Raw genomic sequence first — 15,090 nt, forward strand, 5'->3', positions numbered from 1 at the left:
CGTCAGCGGTGCTCGTGGCTGATCGCGTCGACGCACACCACGACCGCGAGGAGCAGCGGCACGTCCTCGCCCTGCGCGATCGCCACGCCGTAGGTGTCGCGGACCTTCATCCAGTGCTTGTTCACCTGCGCGACGACGTCCCCGCCCCGCGTCACCGTGTACTCGTGGTCCACGATGTTCCCCTGCGCGTGCAGCTCGCCCGCGTCCCCGAGGTCGATCGCGTACCGGTCGCGGAACCCCACCAGCGCCTTGTGCAGCGTCGCGACCGTCTCGCCGCCGCGCTCGATCACGAACGTCTCGCGGACCCGCAGCACCTTGCTGTGGATCTTCAGCAGCTCGGTGCCGGCGGCGTCCTCCAGCACGAACGTCCTGCGCAGCCGCAGCACCTTGCCGTCCACCCGGTAGGCGTGCTGCCCGAGCCCGTTGTCGATCCAGTAGTCGTCGCCGACCGACAGCATCCGCTGCCGCATCTGGAACATCTCCGTGGCCACCGGAGCGGCCTCTCTGTGACCGAACATCGCAGCTCCCCCGCCCGTCCCCGGCCTTTCCCCCTTCGTTCCCGCAGGCCGTCAACCGCGCCCCAAACCTCCCCCGCACTCCCGTCAAGACGCGCCGGAAACCGTTTCCGACCCCATTTCCACCGGAAATGAGGTGATCACCTGTATTCGGACGAGACGGGGGAGACAACGATGGCGACCAACATGGCTCCTGGCGGCACCCCATCCGCCTCCACGACCCACGGCCGGACCGCCGCGCACGGCCGCCCGACCTCCGGCTGGCTGACCTTCGCCGGCCTCGTCGCCGTCGTCCTCGGCGGCTTCAACGTCATCGACGGCCTGGTGGCCCTGCTGAAGCCCACCTACTACCTCGTCACCGAGGAGCGGGTGCTGCTGTTCAACTTCACCGCCTGGGGCTGGATCTGGCTGATCGTCGGCATCGTGCAGCTCGCCGTCGGCGCCGGCATCCTCGCCGGCCAGACCTGGGCCCGCGCGGCGGGCATCGGCCTCGCCGTCCTCGCCGCTTTCGGCCACCTGGTCTTCCTGACCGCCTACCCGGTCTGGTCGGTCATGGCCATCGCCCTCTGCGTGCTGCTCATGTACGCCCTGACGCGGCCGGCCCACGACTCCGTCGCGGCCTGACGCCTCAGGTGTAGTAGCCGTCGACCGGGACCCGCGCCTCCTCGGGGAGCGCGGGTCCCTCCTGCGGGACGCGCGGGAAGCCGCCGCCCGGCTGGAGCGCGGCGTGCTGCTCGGCCGACAGCGCGTACACGACGCGGCCGAGCCCCGACCGGTCGATCGCGCCCGTGCACATCGGGCACGGCTGGCAGCTGGTGAACATCGTGGTCGCCGCCGCCGCGGCGGGATCGAGCTCGCGCGCCGCCCACCGGGCCAGCTTCAGCTCCGGATGGGCGCTGATGTCCCGGTCGGCCCGCACGGTGTTGTGCGCCTCGACCAGAACGGTCCCGTCGGCGCTCGCCAGCAGCGACCCGTAGGGCGCGTGCCCGTCCTCGCGGGCCCGCCGCGCCAGCTCGACGGCCCTGCGCAGCAGCCGCTCCTCGTCGGGTGTCATGCGATCTCCTTCCGGCGCGCCGCCACCGCGGCCAGCGCCCGCCAGGCGTCCTCGGGACGCCGTGTCTCCTCCGGATCCCCGCCGAACGGATCGAGCAGCACGCTCGCGGCGCCGAGCCGCCGCAGCCGCGCCAGGTCTCCCACGACCTGGTCGATCGACCCCTCGCCGGCGCGGCGCTCGGCCAGGTCCGCCGCGGTGACGCGCAGCACGATCCGCGGGGCGAGAGCGGGGACGGGCCGTCCCTCGGCCGCCGCGACCGCCGCCAGCCGCCCGGCCCGCTCCTCGAACCAGGGCATGGTGAAGCGCAGCGGATGCCAGGCGTCGCCGAACCGCACGGCGCGCCGCAGCGCCGCGTCGCTGTGCCCGCCGACCCACAGGGGGATGCGGCCGCACCGGTATCCCGGGTCCTCCCACGTCGCCCGCAGCGTCCGGAGCAGCTCGTCGGTCGACCGCCCCCGCTCCTCGAACTCCGCACCGAGCGCCGCGAACTCCTCCCTGGCCCACCCCGCGCCCACTCCGAGCACGAGACGCCCGCCGCTGAGCGCGTCCAGGTTCGCGGCCATCCGCGCCACCAGCAGCGGATGCCGGTACGGCGCCACCAGCACCGTCGTCCCCAACCGGACCCGCCGCGTGACTCCCGCCAGCCACGACAACGCCGTGAACGGTTCGTAGAACGGCGCCGGATACTGCGCCGCCACGTCCGGCGTGATGACCACGTGGTCGGACACCATCAGCAGGTCGAACCCGAGCCCTTCCACGACCTGCGCCCAATCCCGCAGCCGTCCCGGATCGGCCCCTGGCCCGAAGTTCGGGACGTTCACCCCCAGTTCCATGCGCCACAAACTATCCAGCCCGCACGTGCCCTTTGAAGAGAGAACCCACGGCATCCCCACCCTGCCGCCGCGATTTCCCCGGTACTTTGCCCCCATGACCGTGAATCTCGACGCGACCGATTGGGCCATCCTCACCGAACTCCAGCGCGACGGCCGCGTCTCCCTCACCGAGCTCGGCCGCCGCGTCAGCCTCAGCACCTCCGCCGCGACCGAGCGCGTCCGGCGCCTGGAGACGGCGGGCGTCATCACCGGCTACCACGCCCGCGTCGACCTGGCCAAAGCCGGCCTGCCCGTCACGGCCGTCGTCCGCCTCAAGTACCCCGGCAACCGCCACACCCCGCTCCACGACCTCCTGCGCGATCGCGAGGAGATCCTGGAATGCCTCCGCACCACCGGCGAGGACTGCTACGTCCTCAAGGTCGCGGCCCCGTCCCTGGCCCACCTGGAACGCACCGTCGACGAGCTGTTGGAGCTGGGCAGCACCACCACGAACCTCGTCTACAGCGAGCCCCTCCCGTACCGCGGCCTCCCCGCCCGGCCCCCGGCCCCCCTGCCCGACGGTCGCGGGGACGCGGCCGCTCTGCGACACTCCCGGGGTGACCGGTGACGACCCGATCGGGACCGCCGCGAGCCCCGTCCCCGCCGCGTCGGAGGAGGAGTTCGTCCAGGCCCTGCGGCGGATGCGCGAGCGCAGCGGCCTGACCTTCAAGGAGATCGAGCGGCTCACCTCCCGCGGCGGGCCGCTCGCCCTGCCCGCCTCGACGCTGGCGACCGCCCTGCAGCGCCGGACGGTCCCGCGCGCCCCGCTCGTCACGTCCCTGGTGCTGGCGTGCGGCGGCACCGACGAGGACGTCGCCGGCTGGCTGGCCGAGCGCGACCGCCTGCTGCACCCCGAGACGGGCGCGCCCCCGCCGGAGCCGCCGCCCGAACCCTCGCCCGCGCCCCGCCGGCGGGTCCTCCCGGTCGTCCTCGCCGTCGCCGCCACCGCGGCCGTCGCGGGGGCCGTCGCGTGGACGTCCCGGCCGTCCGGCGCGCCCGGGCACGCCGCCCCGCCCGCGCGGACCGCGCCGAGCCCGTCGCAGCCCCCGGCGGCGGCGCCCGCCGGCGACCGGCTCCGCCTCGGCGGCCTCTGCCTGACCGAGCGGCGGCAGGACAAGGCCGGGCTCATCTACCTGGCGCCCTGCGCGGACGCCTTCCCGCCGCGCCGCCTCGCCCGCGACGGCGCCGGATGGCGCGTCACCACCCGGCACCCGACCTACGGCGCGGGCTGCATGGGCGTCCTGGACGGCTCGCCCGAACCCGGCAAGGCCCTGTCGGACGACGTCTGCGGCGGCATCCAGACCGACCGCTACACGCTGCGGCGGGTGCCCGGCGGCTACCGGCTCCAGCCCGGGAACGGCGACCTCTGCGTGGGCGTCCGCGGCCGCCCGTCCACGGGCGCCCAGGTCTTCCAGCTCCCCTGCACCGCCGGCGACCCGGGCCAGACCTTCACCATCCCCTGACCGGCGGTCCGGACCGCCGGGGAGCGCCCCATCGAATGATCATGAAAGCGGCGGCCCGGACCCAAAAGATCATCCGTGCCGTTGGGGCCGATCCCCGTCCGGGCAGGACGACGCCACGGGACGAGACCGGCGGAACGCCGCCGGCCGGCCCGGAACCCGACGGGAGCGTGAAGCGGCATGGTGGTCAGGGGATCCAGGGCGGCCCGGCGTCCGGCGCGCCTGCTGGCGGCCGTGCTGGCGCTCGCGTTGACGGCGGCGGGCACGGCACCGGCATCGGCCGCCCCGGCACCGGTCCCCGCGCCCGCACCGCTGCGCGTGCCCGTCCCCGACACATCGGTCGGCGCCGAGCCCGTCTTCTCCAGCGACGTCCAGATCACCGCCCTCGGCGCCGGTGCGACCGTCCGCACCGCCTACGACGCGCCCGCCGCCCTGAACCCGCTGGACGGCTACCCCGCCGCACTCCCCGCCGGGTCGACGCCGCACGGCACGCTCACCGCGCGCCTCATCGAGGTCACCGACCAGGGCCCCGGCGGCGCGACCGCCCTCACCTACTGCATCGACCTGCACACCTCCACCCAGGTCGGGGTGAACTACAAGCTCGGCACCTGGAACTCCGCCAACGTGCCCAACGTCGGCTACGTCGGCTACATCCTGGGCCACTACTTCCCGACCACCGGCGAACCCGCCGGCCTCGCCGGCGACAACGAGCGGGCCGCGGCGGTGCAGCTCGCGATCTGGTTCCTCACCGACAAGCTCGTGCTCGCACCAACCGACGCCCGCTACGCCGCGGTCGCGGCGATCGTCACCGACGCCCTGGCCAACGGCCCGTCCCCCGAACCGTCCCCGCCCCGCATCGGCGTCGTCCCCGCCACCGCCGAGGCCCCCTCCAACGGCGGCCTCGCCGGCCCCTTCACCGTCTCCGGCGACGGCCCGGCCACCCTGCAGACCGTCGGCGGCACCCAGGTCTTCACCGACGCCGCCGGCCGCCACCGCCTCGACGACGGCGACACCGTCCGCCCCGGCGACCGCCTGTGGGCCCGCAGCACCACCACCGCCACCCCGCAGGGCTTCGTGCTGAACCGCTCCGCCGACATCACCGAGAGCGCCGTCTACCTCTACGACCACACCAACCCCGGCGTCGACGACGCGCAGAAACTGATCCTGGCCAAGAAGGAGCACCTCACCGCCAGGGCCGGCGTCCGGCTCACCCGCTACGACGCCGGCGACCTCGTCCTCGCCAAGGCCGTCACCGGCGCCGCCGCCGGCCTCCAGGGCGCGATCACCCTCCGGGTCTCCTGCACCGGCCCGGACGGCGGCATCGTCCACCACACCCGCACCCTGCCCGCCGGCGCGTCCCCCGGCCGCCACCTCCTGCACGTCACCGGCATCCCCGCCGGCAGCACCTGCACCGTCACCGAGACCGCCACCGGCGAGAACGGCCGCACCGACGCCCGCCGCCCCGTCATCGTCCCCTCCCGCGTCACCGTCCCCACCGACGGGACCGTGACCGTGACGGTCACCGACACCTACGACCGCGCCACCGGCGCCCTCCGCGTCACCAAGGCCGTCCGGGGCGACGGCGCCGGCCTCCAGGGCCGCATCACCGTCCGGGTCCGCTGCACCCGCCCCGGAGCCGCGCCCCTGACCCGCACCTTCCACCTGTCCGCCCACCGCAAGCGCGGCACCTACACCGTCGCCCTGCTGACGGGCCTGCCCACCGGCTCCCGCTGCACCGCCGCCGAACCCGGGACCGGCGCCAACCCGGCCGTCACCCTCGAGAAGCTCCGCGTCATCCCGCGCGCCGCCACCATCGCCAAGCACCACACGTCCACCATCAGAATCACCGACACCTACCGCCGCAAGCGCGTCAAATAGCGCGCCCGCCCGGCACCGCTTCCGGACAAGAGAAGTCACACCGCGGAAGGGCGCCCAGGATCGGAGAAGTCGATGCCGGCCTCCTCCAGCCTGGTCTCCAAACTCCAGACCCTGATCGCGCCATAGATCGCGCTCGGCCGGGGTGATGGGCAGGAGCCACAGGATCCGGACGTGGCCGCCCGGCCAGGAGCAGACCTCGAAGTCGGGACCGAGCGGGTAGGGCAGCGAGACGAGGTACCGGTCGCAGGCCGAACCATCGGACCAGGGCCGTCCGACGGGCACCACATGGCCGTGGTCGAGCCGCTGGCCGGGCGGACCGGCATGGTAGTGGGCCCGCCGGCGGTGACCTGCCGGCAGCCGGAGCTGACATAGGTCCAGCCGGGGAAGCGGGGACCCGGCCCGATGCGAAAGATCCGGAATCCGGGGATGCGCTTCCCGATCGGGCCCCGCGCACCGCTCACGCACTCGATCTCATGATCGGGGAAGTGCGCTTCCAGGTGGGCCCGGAGGGACGCGTGCGCATCGTCGCGGCCGGCCGTTCCCACGTCGCGCCGGCGCCGGATCGTCATGCGGGCAACCTATCTCGGCGCCGTCACGGTGCCTGCTCGGGCTTCCGCGACTTCGGCTCGGGGAAGCGGAACAGCTCGCCGAGCCGGCGGATCGCCTCGGTGCTCCCGGACACCGTGGCGTCGCCGGCCCCGATCGCCGCGCCCAGCGACGACCGGCCCGACGCGATCGCGATGAGCGCGTCCTCGCCCATCGTGACGGAGGCGTCGGGCCGCTGCGCGGGCCCGTGCAGCATCCGGACCGTCCCGTCGGCGATGTCCGCGTGGAACACCTCGTCCGCCACCCGGAACTCGTACACCACGCGCAGCCCGGCCGACGCCTCCGGCAGGAAGCATGCCTCCAGGCCGAGCACGGCCCATCCCGGCCGGAAGGTCTCGCCCTCCTGCCGCTCGCCGAGCGCCCACGTCATGCCCCAGCGCGCCAGCGCCAGGACCGCCGGGCCGAGCTCCGCGCCCGCCTCGGTCAGCGCGTACGCGGGGGTGCGGGCGGGCGGCGGCAGGGTCACCTTGCGGGCGAGGCCCTCCCGTTCGAGATGCTTCAGCCGCGCCGCGAGCAGCCCGGTGCCGAGGCCGCGCAGGTTCGCCTGCAGGTCGCCGAACCGCTTCGGCCCGGTCAGCAGCTCGCGGATCAGCAGCAGCGTCCAGCGCTCGCCGACGAGGTCGAGGGTCCGCGCCGTCGCGCAGTACTGGTTGTAGTTCCGCTGCTCCATCGGATCACTCTAGGAGGTCGCAGCGCCGGCGGACCGGCTAGAGGGCCGTCCCGTTGACGACGATCGCGACGTCGACGTTGCCGCGGATCGCGCTGGAGTACGGGCACGTCCGGTGCGCGGCGCGCCCGAGCTCCACCGCCTCGGCCTCCGCGAGCGACGGCAGGGTCACCCGCAGCTCGACGCCCAGCCTGAAGGCGCCGCCCTCGGCAGGGACGAGCATCGCCTTCGCGTCGATCTCGGCGTCGCCCGCCGCGAGCCCCTTGAACTGCCCGAGCACGTCCATCGTGGAGCCGAAGCAGGCCGCGTACCCGATGGCGAAGAGCTGCTCGGGGTTGACGCCCGCGCCGTCGCCGCCCATCTCCTCGGGCAGCCGCAGCGTCAGGTCGAGACGCCCGTCGGACGTCCGCCCGCGCCCGTTCCGTCCTCCCGTCACGCGCGCCTCGGCCGTGTAGATCGGTGCCGTCATCGCTGTTCCTCCTCGTTCAACTTCTTGAAAATGAATTCTAGACTTCAAAAATAGGAAGTCAATGGCTAGGCTCGGGCCGGAATCGATCATCGGAGGTGATCCATGCGGCGCATCCGGTTCGGCTACCTGCTGCCGACGCGCGACCAGGCGGCGGCGGGCGTGCACGACCCGCACCGCCTCGTCGGGCACGCCGTGCGCGCCGAAGCGCTCGGCTACGACTCGGTCTGGGCGGGCGAGAGCCCCGTCACCCGGCCGCGCGCGGACCCGCTGCTCGTCCTGGCGGCGGTGGCGCAGGCCACCCGCCGGGTGGAGCTCGGCACCGCGGTGCTGCTGCCCGCGCTGCGGCACCCCATCCCGCTCGCGCACCAGCTCGCCACCCTCGACCGGCTCAGCGGCGGGCGGGTCATCGCGGGCATGGGCGCGGGCTTCCCGGCCGACGCCACCCGGGCGCAGTTCACCGCGCTCGGCGTCGACTTCGCGACCAGGAACCGCAGGCTGGAGGAGTCGGTCGAAGCGATGCGGCTGCTCTGGACCGGTGAGGCCGTCTCCTTCCAGGGCGAGCACGTCGCGTTCGAGGACGTGCGCATCGCGCCGCCGCCGTCCCGGCCCGCGGGCCCGCCGGTCTGGCTCGCCGGCGGCGGACCCGCGCTCCGCCGGGTCGCCCGCATCGCCGACGGCTGGCTGCCCTACCCGCCCGAGCACGGCGTCTACGCCGACGAGGCCGCGACGATCCGGGAAACGGCGCAACGGCCGGTCACCCCGGCCCTGTACGCGACGTTATGTCTGGACGGCGACCCCGGACGCGCGCGTGAGCGCCTTCGCGCGAGCATCGAGCGCTACTACAACGCGCCGCTGGAGTTCGTCGCCTCCGTCCAGGCGATGTTCGCCGGCACGCCGGAGGACGCCGCCGCCTGGCTGGCACGCTACATCGAGGCGGGCGCCCGCCACATCGTGGTCCGTTTCGCGACCGGCGACCACGAGGCCGCGCTGGCGGAGTTCGCCGGTCGCGTCCGTCCCCTCGTCCCAGCGGAGGCCCGCTCATGACCACGTTCGTCCTCGTCGCAGGCGCCTGGCACGGCCCCTGGACCTGGGACCGGGTGACCCCGTTCCTGAACGAGACCGGTGCTCGCACGCTCACCCCCGCCCTCGGCGAAGGAGACGTCGGCCTCCACGACCACGCGGACGATGTCGTCGCGGCGCTCGACGGCGCCCACGGCGATGACATCGTGCTGGTCGGGCACAGCTACGCGGGCCTCGTCGTGCGGGAGGCCGCCGACCGGCGGCCCGGACGCGTCCGCCACCTCGTCCTGGTGGACGGCTGGGCGGGACCGGACGGGACGAGCCTGTACGACCTGGCACCCGCGCCGTTCGTGCGGGCGCTGCGCGCCCTCACGTCGGACGGCCTGATCGCCGTCCCGCCGCCCGCCGCCGTCGGCATCGACGACCCGGACGACGCGGCGTGGCTCGCCGCCCGCATGCACCCGCAACCGGCCCGCACCTTCGAGGAACCGACCCGCCTCACCGGCGCCGTCGACCGGATCCCCGGCACCGCGGTCCTCTGCGAGCCGAGCGCCTACCCGTTCGAGCGGTGCGCCACGGACATCGGATACCGCACGTTCCCCATCCACGGCCCCCACGACGTCATGCTCACCCGCCCCGATGCCCTGGCCCGCCTCCTCCTGGAAGCACGAACCTGAAAACCACGCCGGGAACGCCGCAGGAACATCGGGCACGGAGGAGCGAGGATTCCAGCTCCGAACGGGCAGTGCCTTCGCCCCGACCAGCGGCGACCTCGGACGACCGCCGCGTCGTCGAACGCACCGGGGGCCTGCTGCACCGCATGATCATGCCCGGTCCCGTGGAACTCGTGGGACGCGGCCGCGGGCCTCGGCTGTCGGACAGCCGAGGCCCGCTCGGCCGTTGGGGGAGCGATCGCCCTGTGCCCGGCGTGGCGGAACCTCAGTAGAGGGTGGTGCTCTGCCAGGGGCCGAACTGGGTGCAGACCTCGCCGTCGGCCAGCACCACCTTCCCGCCGGTGACCCGGGCCTCGGAGTACCCGGTGGTCCCGTGCTCGGTCTCCCAGTGCGTGTCCCAGGAGTAGCCGGCCAGCGGCTCCCGCCAGGTCCTGCTGCCCACGCCGATGCTGTCGGTGACGCTGACCTCCCAGGTGAAGCCGACCGCGGGCGCCATCTTGGTGACGTCGAAGCCGGTGTACACGTCGGCCTTCCGGTCGCCCATGGACGCGTAGTACAGGAACGACACCCCGCAGTCCCCGTACTTGACCGGTGCGCCGGAGGCCCGCAGGGCGCTTCCGGCGGTCTTGACGCCGTCCTGCCGGATCGGCCCGTCGGAGACCTTGACGGCCGCCTGCTCGCCGTCCAGCAGGACGATCTCGTAGCCGTGGGCGTTCGCCACGGCCCTGTCGAAACCGTGCGACACCAGCCTGGCGGTGGCCTTCACCTTCCCCTTCGCCGGCGCCGGCCCGTGCCGCCGGGGGGCCGGCGTCGGGTCGGCGGCCGCCGCCGTGGCGGCGGCCAGCGTGCCGGAGACCGCCATCGCGACGATCGAGACGCAGCGGAGTGACCTTGAATTGCGCATGGTTACCTCTCGTAGCCCTCGGACTCGGTGCACAGCTCCGCCCCGGGCCGCCGGCGGGCGTCCGGCGCGCTCCATCGGTGGTCCCCCCTTCTCTTTTCGACGTCATACAGACATGATTGTCTATTAGAGCTCCTCGCGCCACCGTCCCGGCCCGTCCGGCCGGGGAAGAAGGGGGAAGACAACGATGCGCTCCAGCAGAGCGACCCGCCGCACCCGCAGAGCGTCCTGGGCCCTCAGGACCGCCGCCGCCTCGGCCGCCTGCGCGGTCACCGCCATGGGCCTGGCGGTCTCACCGGCCGCCGCCGCGCCGGCCGCGCCCGCCGCCCAGACGGCGGCCGCGCTCGGCCAGACCTGTACCGCGGCCGACCTCGGCCAGCGCCACCCGATCATCAAGAACATCGAGGTCTCCCCGACGATCACCCACTTCACCGGCTGGTACGTCACCGCGGGCACGACCGGGACCCAGACCGTCACCACCAGCACCGAGACCACCATCGCGGTCTCGGTCGGCCTCAACGGCAACGTCCACGGCAGCTTCGCCGTCGAGGCGCTCGGCATGGTCGGCGCGAGCGCGGGCCTGAACGTGAAGGTGGACTACACCTCCACCAGCACCGAGTCGCAATCGCTCACGTGGAACTTCCTGGAGCCCGGCTACTACGGCCTCTACAAGGGCACCAAGAAGGTCACCGGCACCTACGGAAGCCTCAACTGCAACCGCGTCCAGCAGAGCGACGGCGGCTGGGCGCTGAAGTGGGTCCAGGGACCCGACGGCGGCGACTACACCACCTACACCACCCTGGAGGAAGGCGCGGTGCGCTGCCAGGACACCGTGCCCGCCAACAGCATCATGGCCAAGGCGCAGGGCCTCCTGGACTGCGCCGGCGCCGCCGCGAAGGCCCAGCGCCCGGCGGGCGCGGTGGCGCCGACGGCCAAGCAGCTCCAGGACCGCCGCGCGCAGCGCCCGGCGCCCGCCACCGGCACCGACCGGCCCAAGGCCGCCGCGCAGGCCCTCGCCCTCAACTGCAGCGCCACCGCCTACAAGATCGCCGTACCCGGGCAGCCCCTGTCCTGGGGCGGACCGCTCCTGAACGACGGCGTCCGCCTGCGGCCCTCGTCGATCTTCAGCGCCCACCTGGACAACTGGCGGCTGTGCAACACGACCGAGTCCAACGGCGTCATCGAGGCGACCCTGTGGAACTGGGGCAGCGGCGGGTGCGCGACCATCGCCGCCCAGGACGCCGGCACCGAACGGGCGGTCCTGAACACGGCCTCCTGCACCGAGGACGACCTCCAGCGGTTCTACATCTACCGCGACGTGCCCGGCTCCGACCGGATCGGCGTCCAGAACAAGTACACCGGCTCCATGATGGGCCACGACCGGTACGCCGACGGTGAGTTCATCCGCCAGTACTCCAGCGGCAGGCAGGACGGTACGGGCACCTACTCCCTGCTCGGAGTCTGACGCCCCGCACCCGCGAGCGGCCCCGGCTTCGGGGACCGGTGGAGCAGCCGGCATCGACCGCTCCACCGGTCCGGGGCGCGGCGAGCGGAGGAACGGAAATCCGCGCCACGCCTCCGGGCCCGGTCACGCAGAGATCACCGGATCGGGTGTGCGGTGCGCTTACGGCAGGTGAACGCCGATGCCGGCCGGTGACCGGCCGCTCGACGCGCATCCGAACGAGAAGCCGCGGTATCGACACCGCCGGGACGACCGTCAGCGCGGATCATCGTTGCTCCGCTCGTCACGGCCCGTGGCGGCCGCGATCGAGACCGGGGAGCCCGGTCCCGTGCCGCTGAGCGACGCGATCGCGGGCCCGGAGGTCATCGAGGCGGCGATCCCGCCCGGCCGACGGCCGGGCGGGACCGGGTTCGGCCCAGCCCGGATGATCAGCGGTCACCGGGGGCGAGGAAGCCGCGGATCAGGACGGCGATCTCTTCGGTGTGGGTCTCCAGGGCGAAGTGACCGGTGTCGAGGAGGTGGAGCTCGGCGTCGGGCAGGTCCTTGAGGTAGGCGCGGGCGCCGTCGGGGCCGAAGATCTCGTCGTGTTCGCCCCAGACGAGCAGGACCGGCGGCCGGTGGGTGCGGAAGTAGTCCTGGAAGGCGGGGTAGCCGTCGAGGTTGTTCTTGTAGTCGGCGAAGAGCTGGAGCTGGATCTCCTTGTTGCCGGGGCGGTCCAGGTAGGCCTGGTCGAGGGTCCAGGCGTCGGGGCTGAGGAGGGGCAGGCGGTCGGCGGGGACACCGTGGGTGTACTGCCACTTCGTGGCGTCGGCGGTCAGGAGCTCGCGGACGGCCGGTTCGTGGGCGGGACGGTCGTCGGCGTGGGCGAACAGGACCTCCCAGAAGGGGGTGAAGCCCGCCAGGTAGGCGTTGCCGGACTGGCTGACGATCGCGGTGATCCGCTCGGGCCGGCGGGCGGCGATCCGCAGGCCGATCGGGGCGCCGTAGTCGTGGATGTACAGGGCGAACCGGTCGGCGCCGAGGGTGTCGAGCAGCTTGAGGGTCGTGTCGGTGAGGTTGTCGAAGGTGTAGTCGAACTCGTCGACGAGCGGCATGGCGGACCGGCCGAAGCCCAGGTGGTCGGGGGCGATCAGGTGGAAGTCGGCGGCCAGGGCGGGCAGCAGCCCGCGGAACATCGCCGAGCTGCTCGGGAAGCCGTGCAGCAGCACCAGCGTGGGCTTGGCGGGGTCGCCGGCCTCGCGGTAGAAGACCTCGCGGCCGTCGATCAGGACGGTGTGGTGGCGGACGGTGCTCATGGTCGTCTCCTCGTGGTGAGAACTCGATGGAAAAACTCGGTCAGGCGCGCCGGGCCGCGGGCTCCGGGGCGCGGGCGGGCGTGAGCAGCAGGGCCGCGGCGACGGTGAGGCCGAGGGCCAGGGCGAAGTAGCCGCGGTAGCCGCCCGTCGCCGCGTGGACGGCCGTCGCGACGCCCAGGCCCGCGGCGGCCGATAGCTGGTGGATCACCCAGGCGGGTGCGAGGGAGCGGCCCATCCGGGCGGGATCGAGCCCCCGCGAAACGATCGCCATGGTCAGCGGGATCACCGGGAAGGACGCCGCGCCGAACAGCACCGCGACGACGATCAGCACGGTCTCGCCCGGCACGGCCACGGCCAGAACGAGCGCGACCGCCCGCACCGCGTACAGCGCCCTCAGCAGGGTTTCCGGCCGGTGGTGTCGCAGCAGCCGGACGACCGCCGCCGAGGTCGCGGCGGCGGCGGCCGCCGCGACCGCGACCAGGCGCCCCGCCCCCTCGATCGGCCAGCCGGTCTCGACCGCATGCTCGGGCAGCATCAGGACGACGACGTAGAGCGTCGCGGCGTGCAGCCCGAACGACGCGAGGACCCTGCCCCTGCCGGTCAGCGGCTCGCCGCGGCGCACGCCGCCGCGAACGGTGAAGCGGTTGGCGGGCAGGACGAGCCAGAGCACGGCCGTGACGGCGATGCCGACCGAGCCCAGCAGGGCGTAGGCGGCCCTGACGCCCACCGGCTCGAACAGGGAGGTCGCGGCCCACGGCCCGAGGAGCTGGCCGAGGTTGATGCCCAGGGCCGCACGGGCCAGGGCGGGGCCCGCTCGGTCGCCGTGCGCCCGGCCGATCAGCGTCGTCACCGTCAGGCTGGAGGAGGCCGCGAACCCGAGGCCGCCGAGCAGCATGTAAGCGGTGACGAACTGCCAGGTCTGCTGGACGACGGCGAGCGTCAGATAGCTTCCCGAGACCAGGACGAGCCCGCCGGCCAGCACCGCGCGGGCGCCCACCCTGTCGAGCAGCCCGCCGATGAACGGCTGGGCCAGCCCGGTCAGCAGCGTGCCGAGTGCCGCGGTGAGGGCGAGCGCGGTGGGGCTCACCCCGTAGTCGGAGGCGGTCGGCGCGAAGAACACTCCCATGGAGAAGTTGAGGCCGAAGGACACCGTCATCGCGGCGAGTCCCGCCCAGGCGATCCGTTCGCGCCGCATGTGGGACTCCTAACTGTCGAACTTGCATTGAACGGTTAACATCGGGCATGAGCATCCGACCGCTGATAGGCGAACCGCTGCCCCTGGACCTCGTGGACACCCAGTGGCGGGAGCACGGCGTGCCGGTCGACGGTCTGGCCGAGCCGGGGGCGGCCGAGGCGTGGCTGGCCGAGCACGGCCTGGATCCCGCGACGGCCGCGGCCGTCGAGCCGCTGCTCCAGGCGCGCCGGGCGATCCGGATCGCGCTGGAACACGACCGGTTCACCGACCTGAACGCGGTTCTCGAACACGGCCGGATCCGGACCGGGCTGGACAGCGCCGGGCCCACCGAGACGATCGAGATCGACGACCCGGCCTGGCTGCCCGCCTGGACGGTCGCCCGGGCCCTGGTCGACCTGGTCCGCGACGCCCCGCCCGGCAGGATCCGGCATTGCGACGGCGCGGGCTGCGTCCTGTGGTTCCTCGACACCTCCCGCAACGGCCGCCGCCGCTGGTGCAGCATGGCGGGCTGCGGGAACCGCGCCAAGGCCAGGGCCCACTACTCCCGGACGTCCTCCTGAGCGGCCGGGAACCCGGTTACGCGCGCGGCCCGAAGATGGTCCGGTCCGCCGCGTCGATCGGCAGGTCGTTGATGCTGGCCTCGCGCCGCGCCATCAGCCCGTTCGCGTCGAACTCCCACAGCTCGTTGCCGTGGCTGCGCCACCACTGGCCGTCCGCGTCGTGCCACTCGTAGGTGAAGCGGACCGCGATCCGGTCATCGGTGAACGCCCACAGGTCCTTGCGCAGCGCGTACTCGCGTTCCTTCTCCCACTTCTCGGTGAGGAACCGCACGATCTCCTCGCGTCCCACCAGGAAGCGGTCGCGGTTGCGCCACCAGGAGTCGGGTGTGTAAGCGAGCGAGACCCGCTGCGGATCGCGGCTGTTCCAGGCGTTCTCGGCCGCCAGGACCTTGGCGGCGGCGGTCTCCGCGGTGAACGGCGGCACCGGGGGGCGTGCGTCCGGCATGGGGGCTCCTTCGAGGT

General features: G+C 73.6%; 17 protein-coding genes and 1 pseudogene. 8 read left to right on the plus strand and 10 right to left on the minus strand.

What is annotated here, in order from left to right; translation table 11 throughout:
* Window positions 1-2: 2 nt before the first annotated feature.
* Entirely contained in the window at window positions 3-491 is a 489-nt protein-coding gene (locus K1Y72_RS05835; protein ID WP_220163978.1) for an LURP-one-related/scramblase family protein, read from the minus strand.
* A gap of 198 nt (window positions 492-689) precedes the next feature.
* Here K1Y72_RS05835 and K1Y72_RS05840 point away from each other — a divergent pair, with 198 nt between their 5' ends.
* On the plus strand, window positions 690-1,139 hold the full coding sequence (locus K1Y72_RS05840; RefSeq protein ID WP_220163980.1) for a DUF7144 family membrane protein: 450 nt from the start codon (window positions 690-692) through the stop codon (window positions 1,137-1,139).
* A 4-nt stretch (window positions 1,140-1,143) separates the two neighbouring features.
* Here K1Y72_RS05840 and K1Y72_RS05845 read toward each other — a convergent pair whose 3' ends face one another.
* The gene (locus K1Y72_RS05845) at window positions 1,144-1,569 is read right to left on the minus strand and encodes a nucleoside deaminase (protein WP_220163982.1); all 426 of its coding nucleotides are present in this window, start codon (window positions 1,567-1,569) and stop codon (window positions 1,144-1,146) included.
* Window positions 1,566-2,402: an LLM class flavin-dependent oxidoreductase gene (locus tag K1Y72_RS05850; RefSeq protein ID WP_220163985.1), complete on the minus strand. Its 837-nt coding sequence runs from the start codon at window positions 2,400-2,402 to the stop codon at window positions 1,566-1,568. The genes K1Y72_RS05845 and K1Y72_RS05850 overlap by 4 nt, the downstream gene beginning before the upstream one ends.
* A 94-nt stretch (window positions 2,403-2,496) precedes the next feature.
* Here K1Y72_RS05850 and K1Y72_RS05855 point away from each other — a divergent pair, with 94 nt between their 5' ends.
* The 3 genes from K1Y72_RS05855 to K1Y72_RS05865 all read left to right on the plus strand — a co-directional run bounded on the left by K1Y72_RS05855 (window position 2,497) and on the right by K1Y72_RS05865 (window position 5,779).
* Entirely contained in the window at window positions 2,497-3,009 is a 513-nt protein-coding gene (locus K1Y72_RS05855) for an Lrp/AsnC family transcriptional regulator (protein WP_220163986.1), read from the plus strand.
* Window positions 2,999-3,904 carry an RICIN domain-containing protein gene (locus K1Y72_RS05860; RefSeq protein WP_220163988.1) on the plus strand — a complete coding sequence of 302 codons (906 nt, stop codon included), beginning with the start codon at window positions 2,999-3,001 and terminating at the stop codon, window positions 3,902-3,904. The genes K1Y72_RS05855 and K1Y72_RS05860 overlap by 11 nt, the downstream gene beginning before the upstream one ends.
* Window positions 3,905-4,081: 177 nt before the next feature.
* Window positions 4,082-5,779 carry a thioester domain-containing protein gene (locus tag K1Y72_RS05865; protein WP_220163990.1) on the plus strand — a complete coding sequence of 566 codons (1,698 nt, stop codon included), beginning with the start codon at window positions 4,082-4,084 and terminating at the stop codon, window positions 5,777-5,779.
* A gap of 117 nt (window positions 5,780-5,896) precedes the next feature.
* Here K1Y72_RS05865 and K1Y72_RS37540 read toward each other — a convergent pair.
* From K1Y72_RS37540 to K1Y72_RS05880, 3 genes and pseudogenes are all read right to left on the minus strand, one after another.
* Window positions 5,897-6,244: pseudogene (locus tag K1Y72_RS37540) on the minus strand (suppressor of fused domain protein); the annotation flags it as partial.
* A gap of 127 nt (window positions 6,245-6,371) precedes the next feature.
* Window positions 6,372-7,055, minus strand: coding sequence for a winged helix-turn-helix transcriptional regulator (locus tag K1Y72_RS05875; RefSeq protein WP_220163992.1), 684 nt, complete (start codon window positions 7,053-7,055; stop codon window positions 6,372-6,374).
* A gap of 37 nt (window positions 7,056-7,092) precedes the next feature.
* Window positions 7,093-7,521, minus strand: a complete 429-nt coding sequence (locus K1Y72_RS05880; protein ID WP_220163994.1) for an Ohr family peroxiredoxin — start codon at window positions 7,519-7,521, stop codon at window positions 7,093-7,095.
* Window positions 7,522-7,623: 102 nt separating this feature from the next.
* Here K1Y72_RS05880 and K1Y72_RS05885 point away from each other — a divergent pair, with 102 nt between their 5' ends.
* Together K1Y72_RS05885 and K1Y72_RS05890 are read left to right on the plus strand one after the other, a co-directional pair.
* Window positions 7,624-8,565: an LLM class flavin-dependent oxidoreductase gene (locus K1Y72_RS05885; RefSeq protein WP_220163996.1), complete on the plus strand. Its 942-nt coding sequence runs from the start codon at window positions 7,624-7,626 to the stop codon at window positions 8,563-8,565.
* Entirely contained in the window at window positions 8,562-9,218 is a 657-nt protein-coding gene (locus tag K1Y72_RS05890) for an alpha/beta fold hydrolase (RefSeq protein ID WP_220163998.1), read from the plus strand. Before K1Y72_RS05885 ends, K1Y72_RS05890 begins: the two co-directional genes overlap by 4 nt.
* Before the next feature lie 262 nt (window positions 9,219-9,480).
* On the opposite strand, the gene K1Y72_RS05895 is transcribed toward K1Y72_RS05890, so the two are convergent.
* Complete coding sequence (locus K1Y72_RS05895; RefSeq protein ID WP_220164000.1) at window positions 9,481-10,119, minus strand: hypothetical protein; 639 nt, start codon at window positions 10,117-10,119, stop codon at window positions 9,481-9,483.
* 184 nt (window positions 10,120-10,303) lie between these two features.
* On the opposite strand from K1Y72_RS05895, the gene K1Y72_RS05900 reads away from it, so the two are divergent.
* The gene (locus K1Y72_RS05900) at window positions 10,304-11,581 is read left to right on the plus strand and encodes a hypothetical protein (protein ID WP_220164002.1); all 1,278 of its coding nucleotides are present in this window, start codon (window positions 10,304-10,306) and stop codon (window positions 11,579-11,581) included.
* 425 nt (window positions 11,582-12,006) lie between these two features.
* Here K1Y72_RS05900 and K1Y72_RS05905 read toward each other — a convergent pair whose 3' ends face one another.
* Both K1Y72_RS05905 and K1Y72_RS05910 read right to left on the minus strand, forming a co-directional pair.
* A complete protein-coding gene (locus K1Y72_RS05905) occupies window positions 12,007-12,873 on the minus strand; it encodes an alpha/beta fold hydrolase (protein WP_220164004.1) in 867 nt (288 codons plus the stop codon).
* A gap of 40 nt (window positions 12,874-12,913) precedes the next feature.
* Entirely contained in the window at window positions 12,914-14,068 is a 1,155-nt protein-coding gene (locus tag K1Y72_RS05910) for an MFS transporter (protein ID WP_220164006.1), read from the minus strand.
* 47 nt (window positions 14,069-14,115) lie between these two features.
* Between K1Y72_RS05910 and K1Y72_RS05915 the strand changes: the two genes are divergently transcribed.
* Entirely contained in the window at window positions 14,116-14,628 is a 513-nt protein-coding gene (locus K1Y72_RS05915; protein WP_220164008.1) for a CGNR zinc finger domain-containing protein, read from the plus strand.
* A 16-nt stretch (window positions 14,629-14,644) separates the two neighbouring features.
* Here the strand turns inward: K1Y72_RS05915 and K1Y72_RS05920 are convergent, their stop codons facing one another.
* Window positions 14,645-15,073 (minus strand): nuclear transport factor 2 family protein, encoded by a 429-nt coding sequence (locus K1Y72_RS05920; protein ID WP_220164010.1) that lies wholly within the window; start codon window positions 15,071-15,073, stop codon window positions 14,645-14,647.
* Window positions 15,074-15,090: the final 17 nt, after the last annotated feature.

Origin of the sequence: Actinomadura parmotrematis (genome assembly GCF_019458805.1) — a bacterium.
GTDB classification, from domain to species: Bacteria; Actinomycetota; Actinomycetes; order Streptosporangiales; family Streptosporangiaceae; genus Spirillospora; species Spirillospora parmotrematis.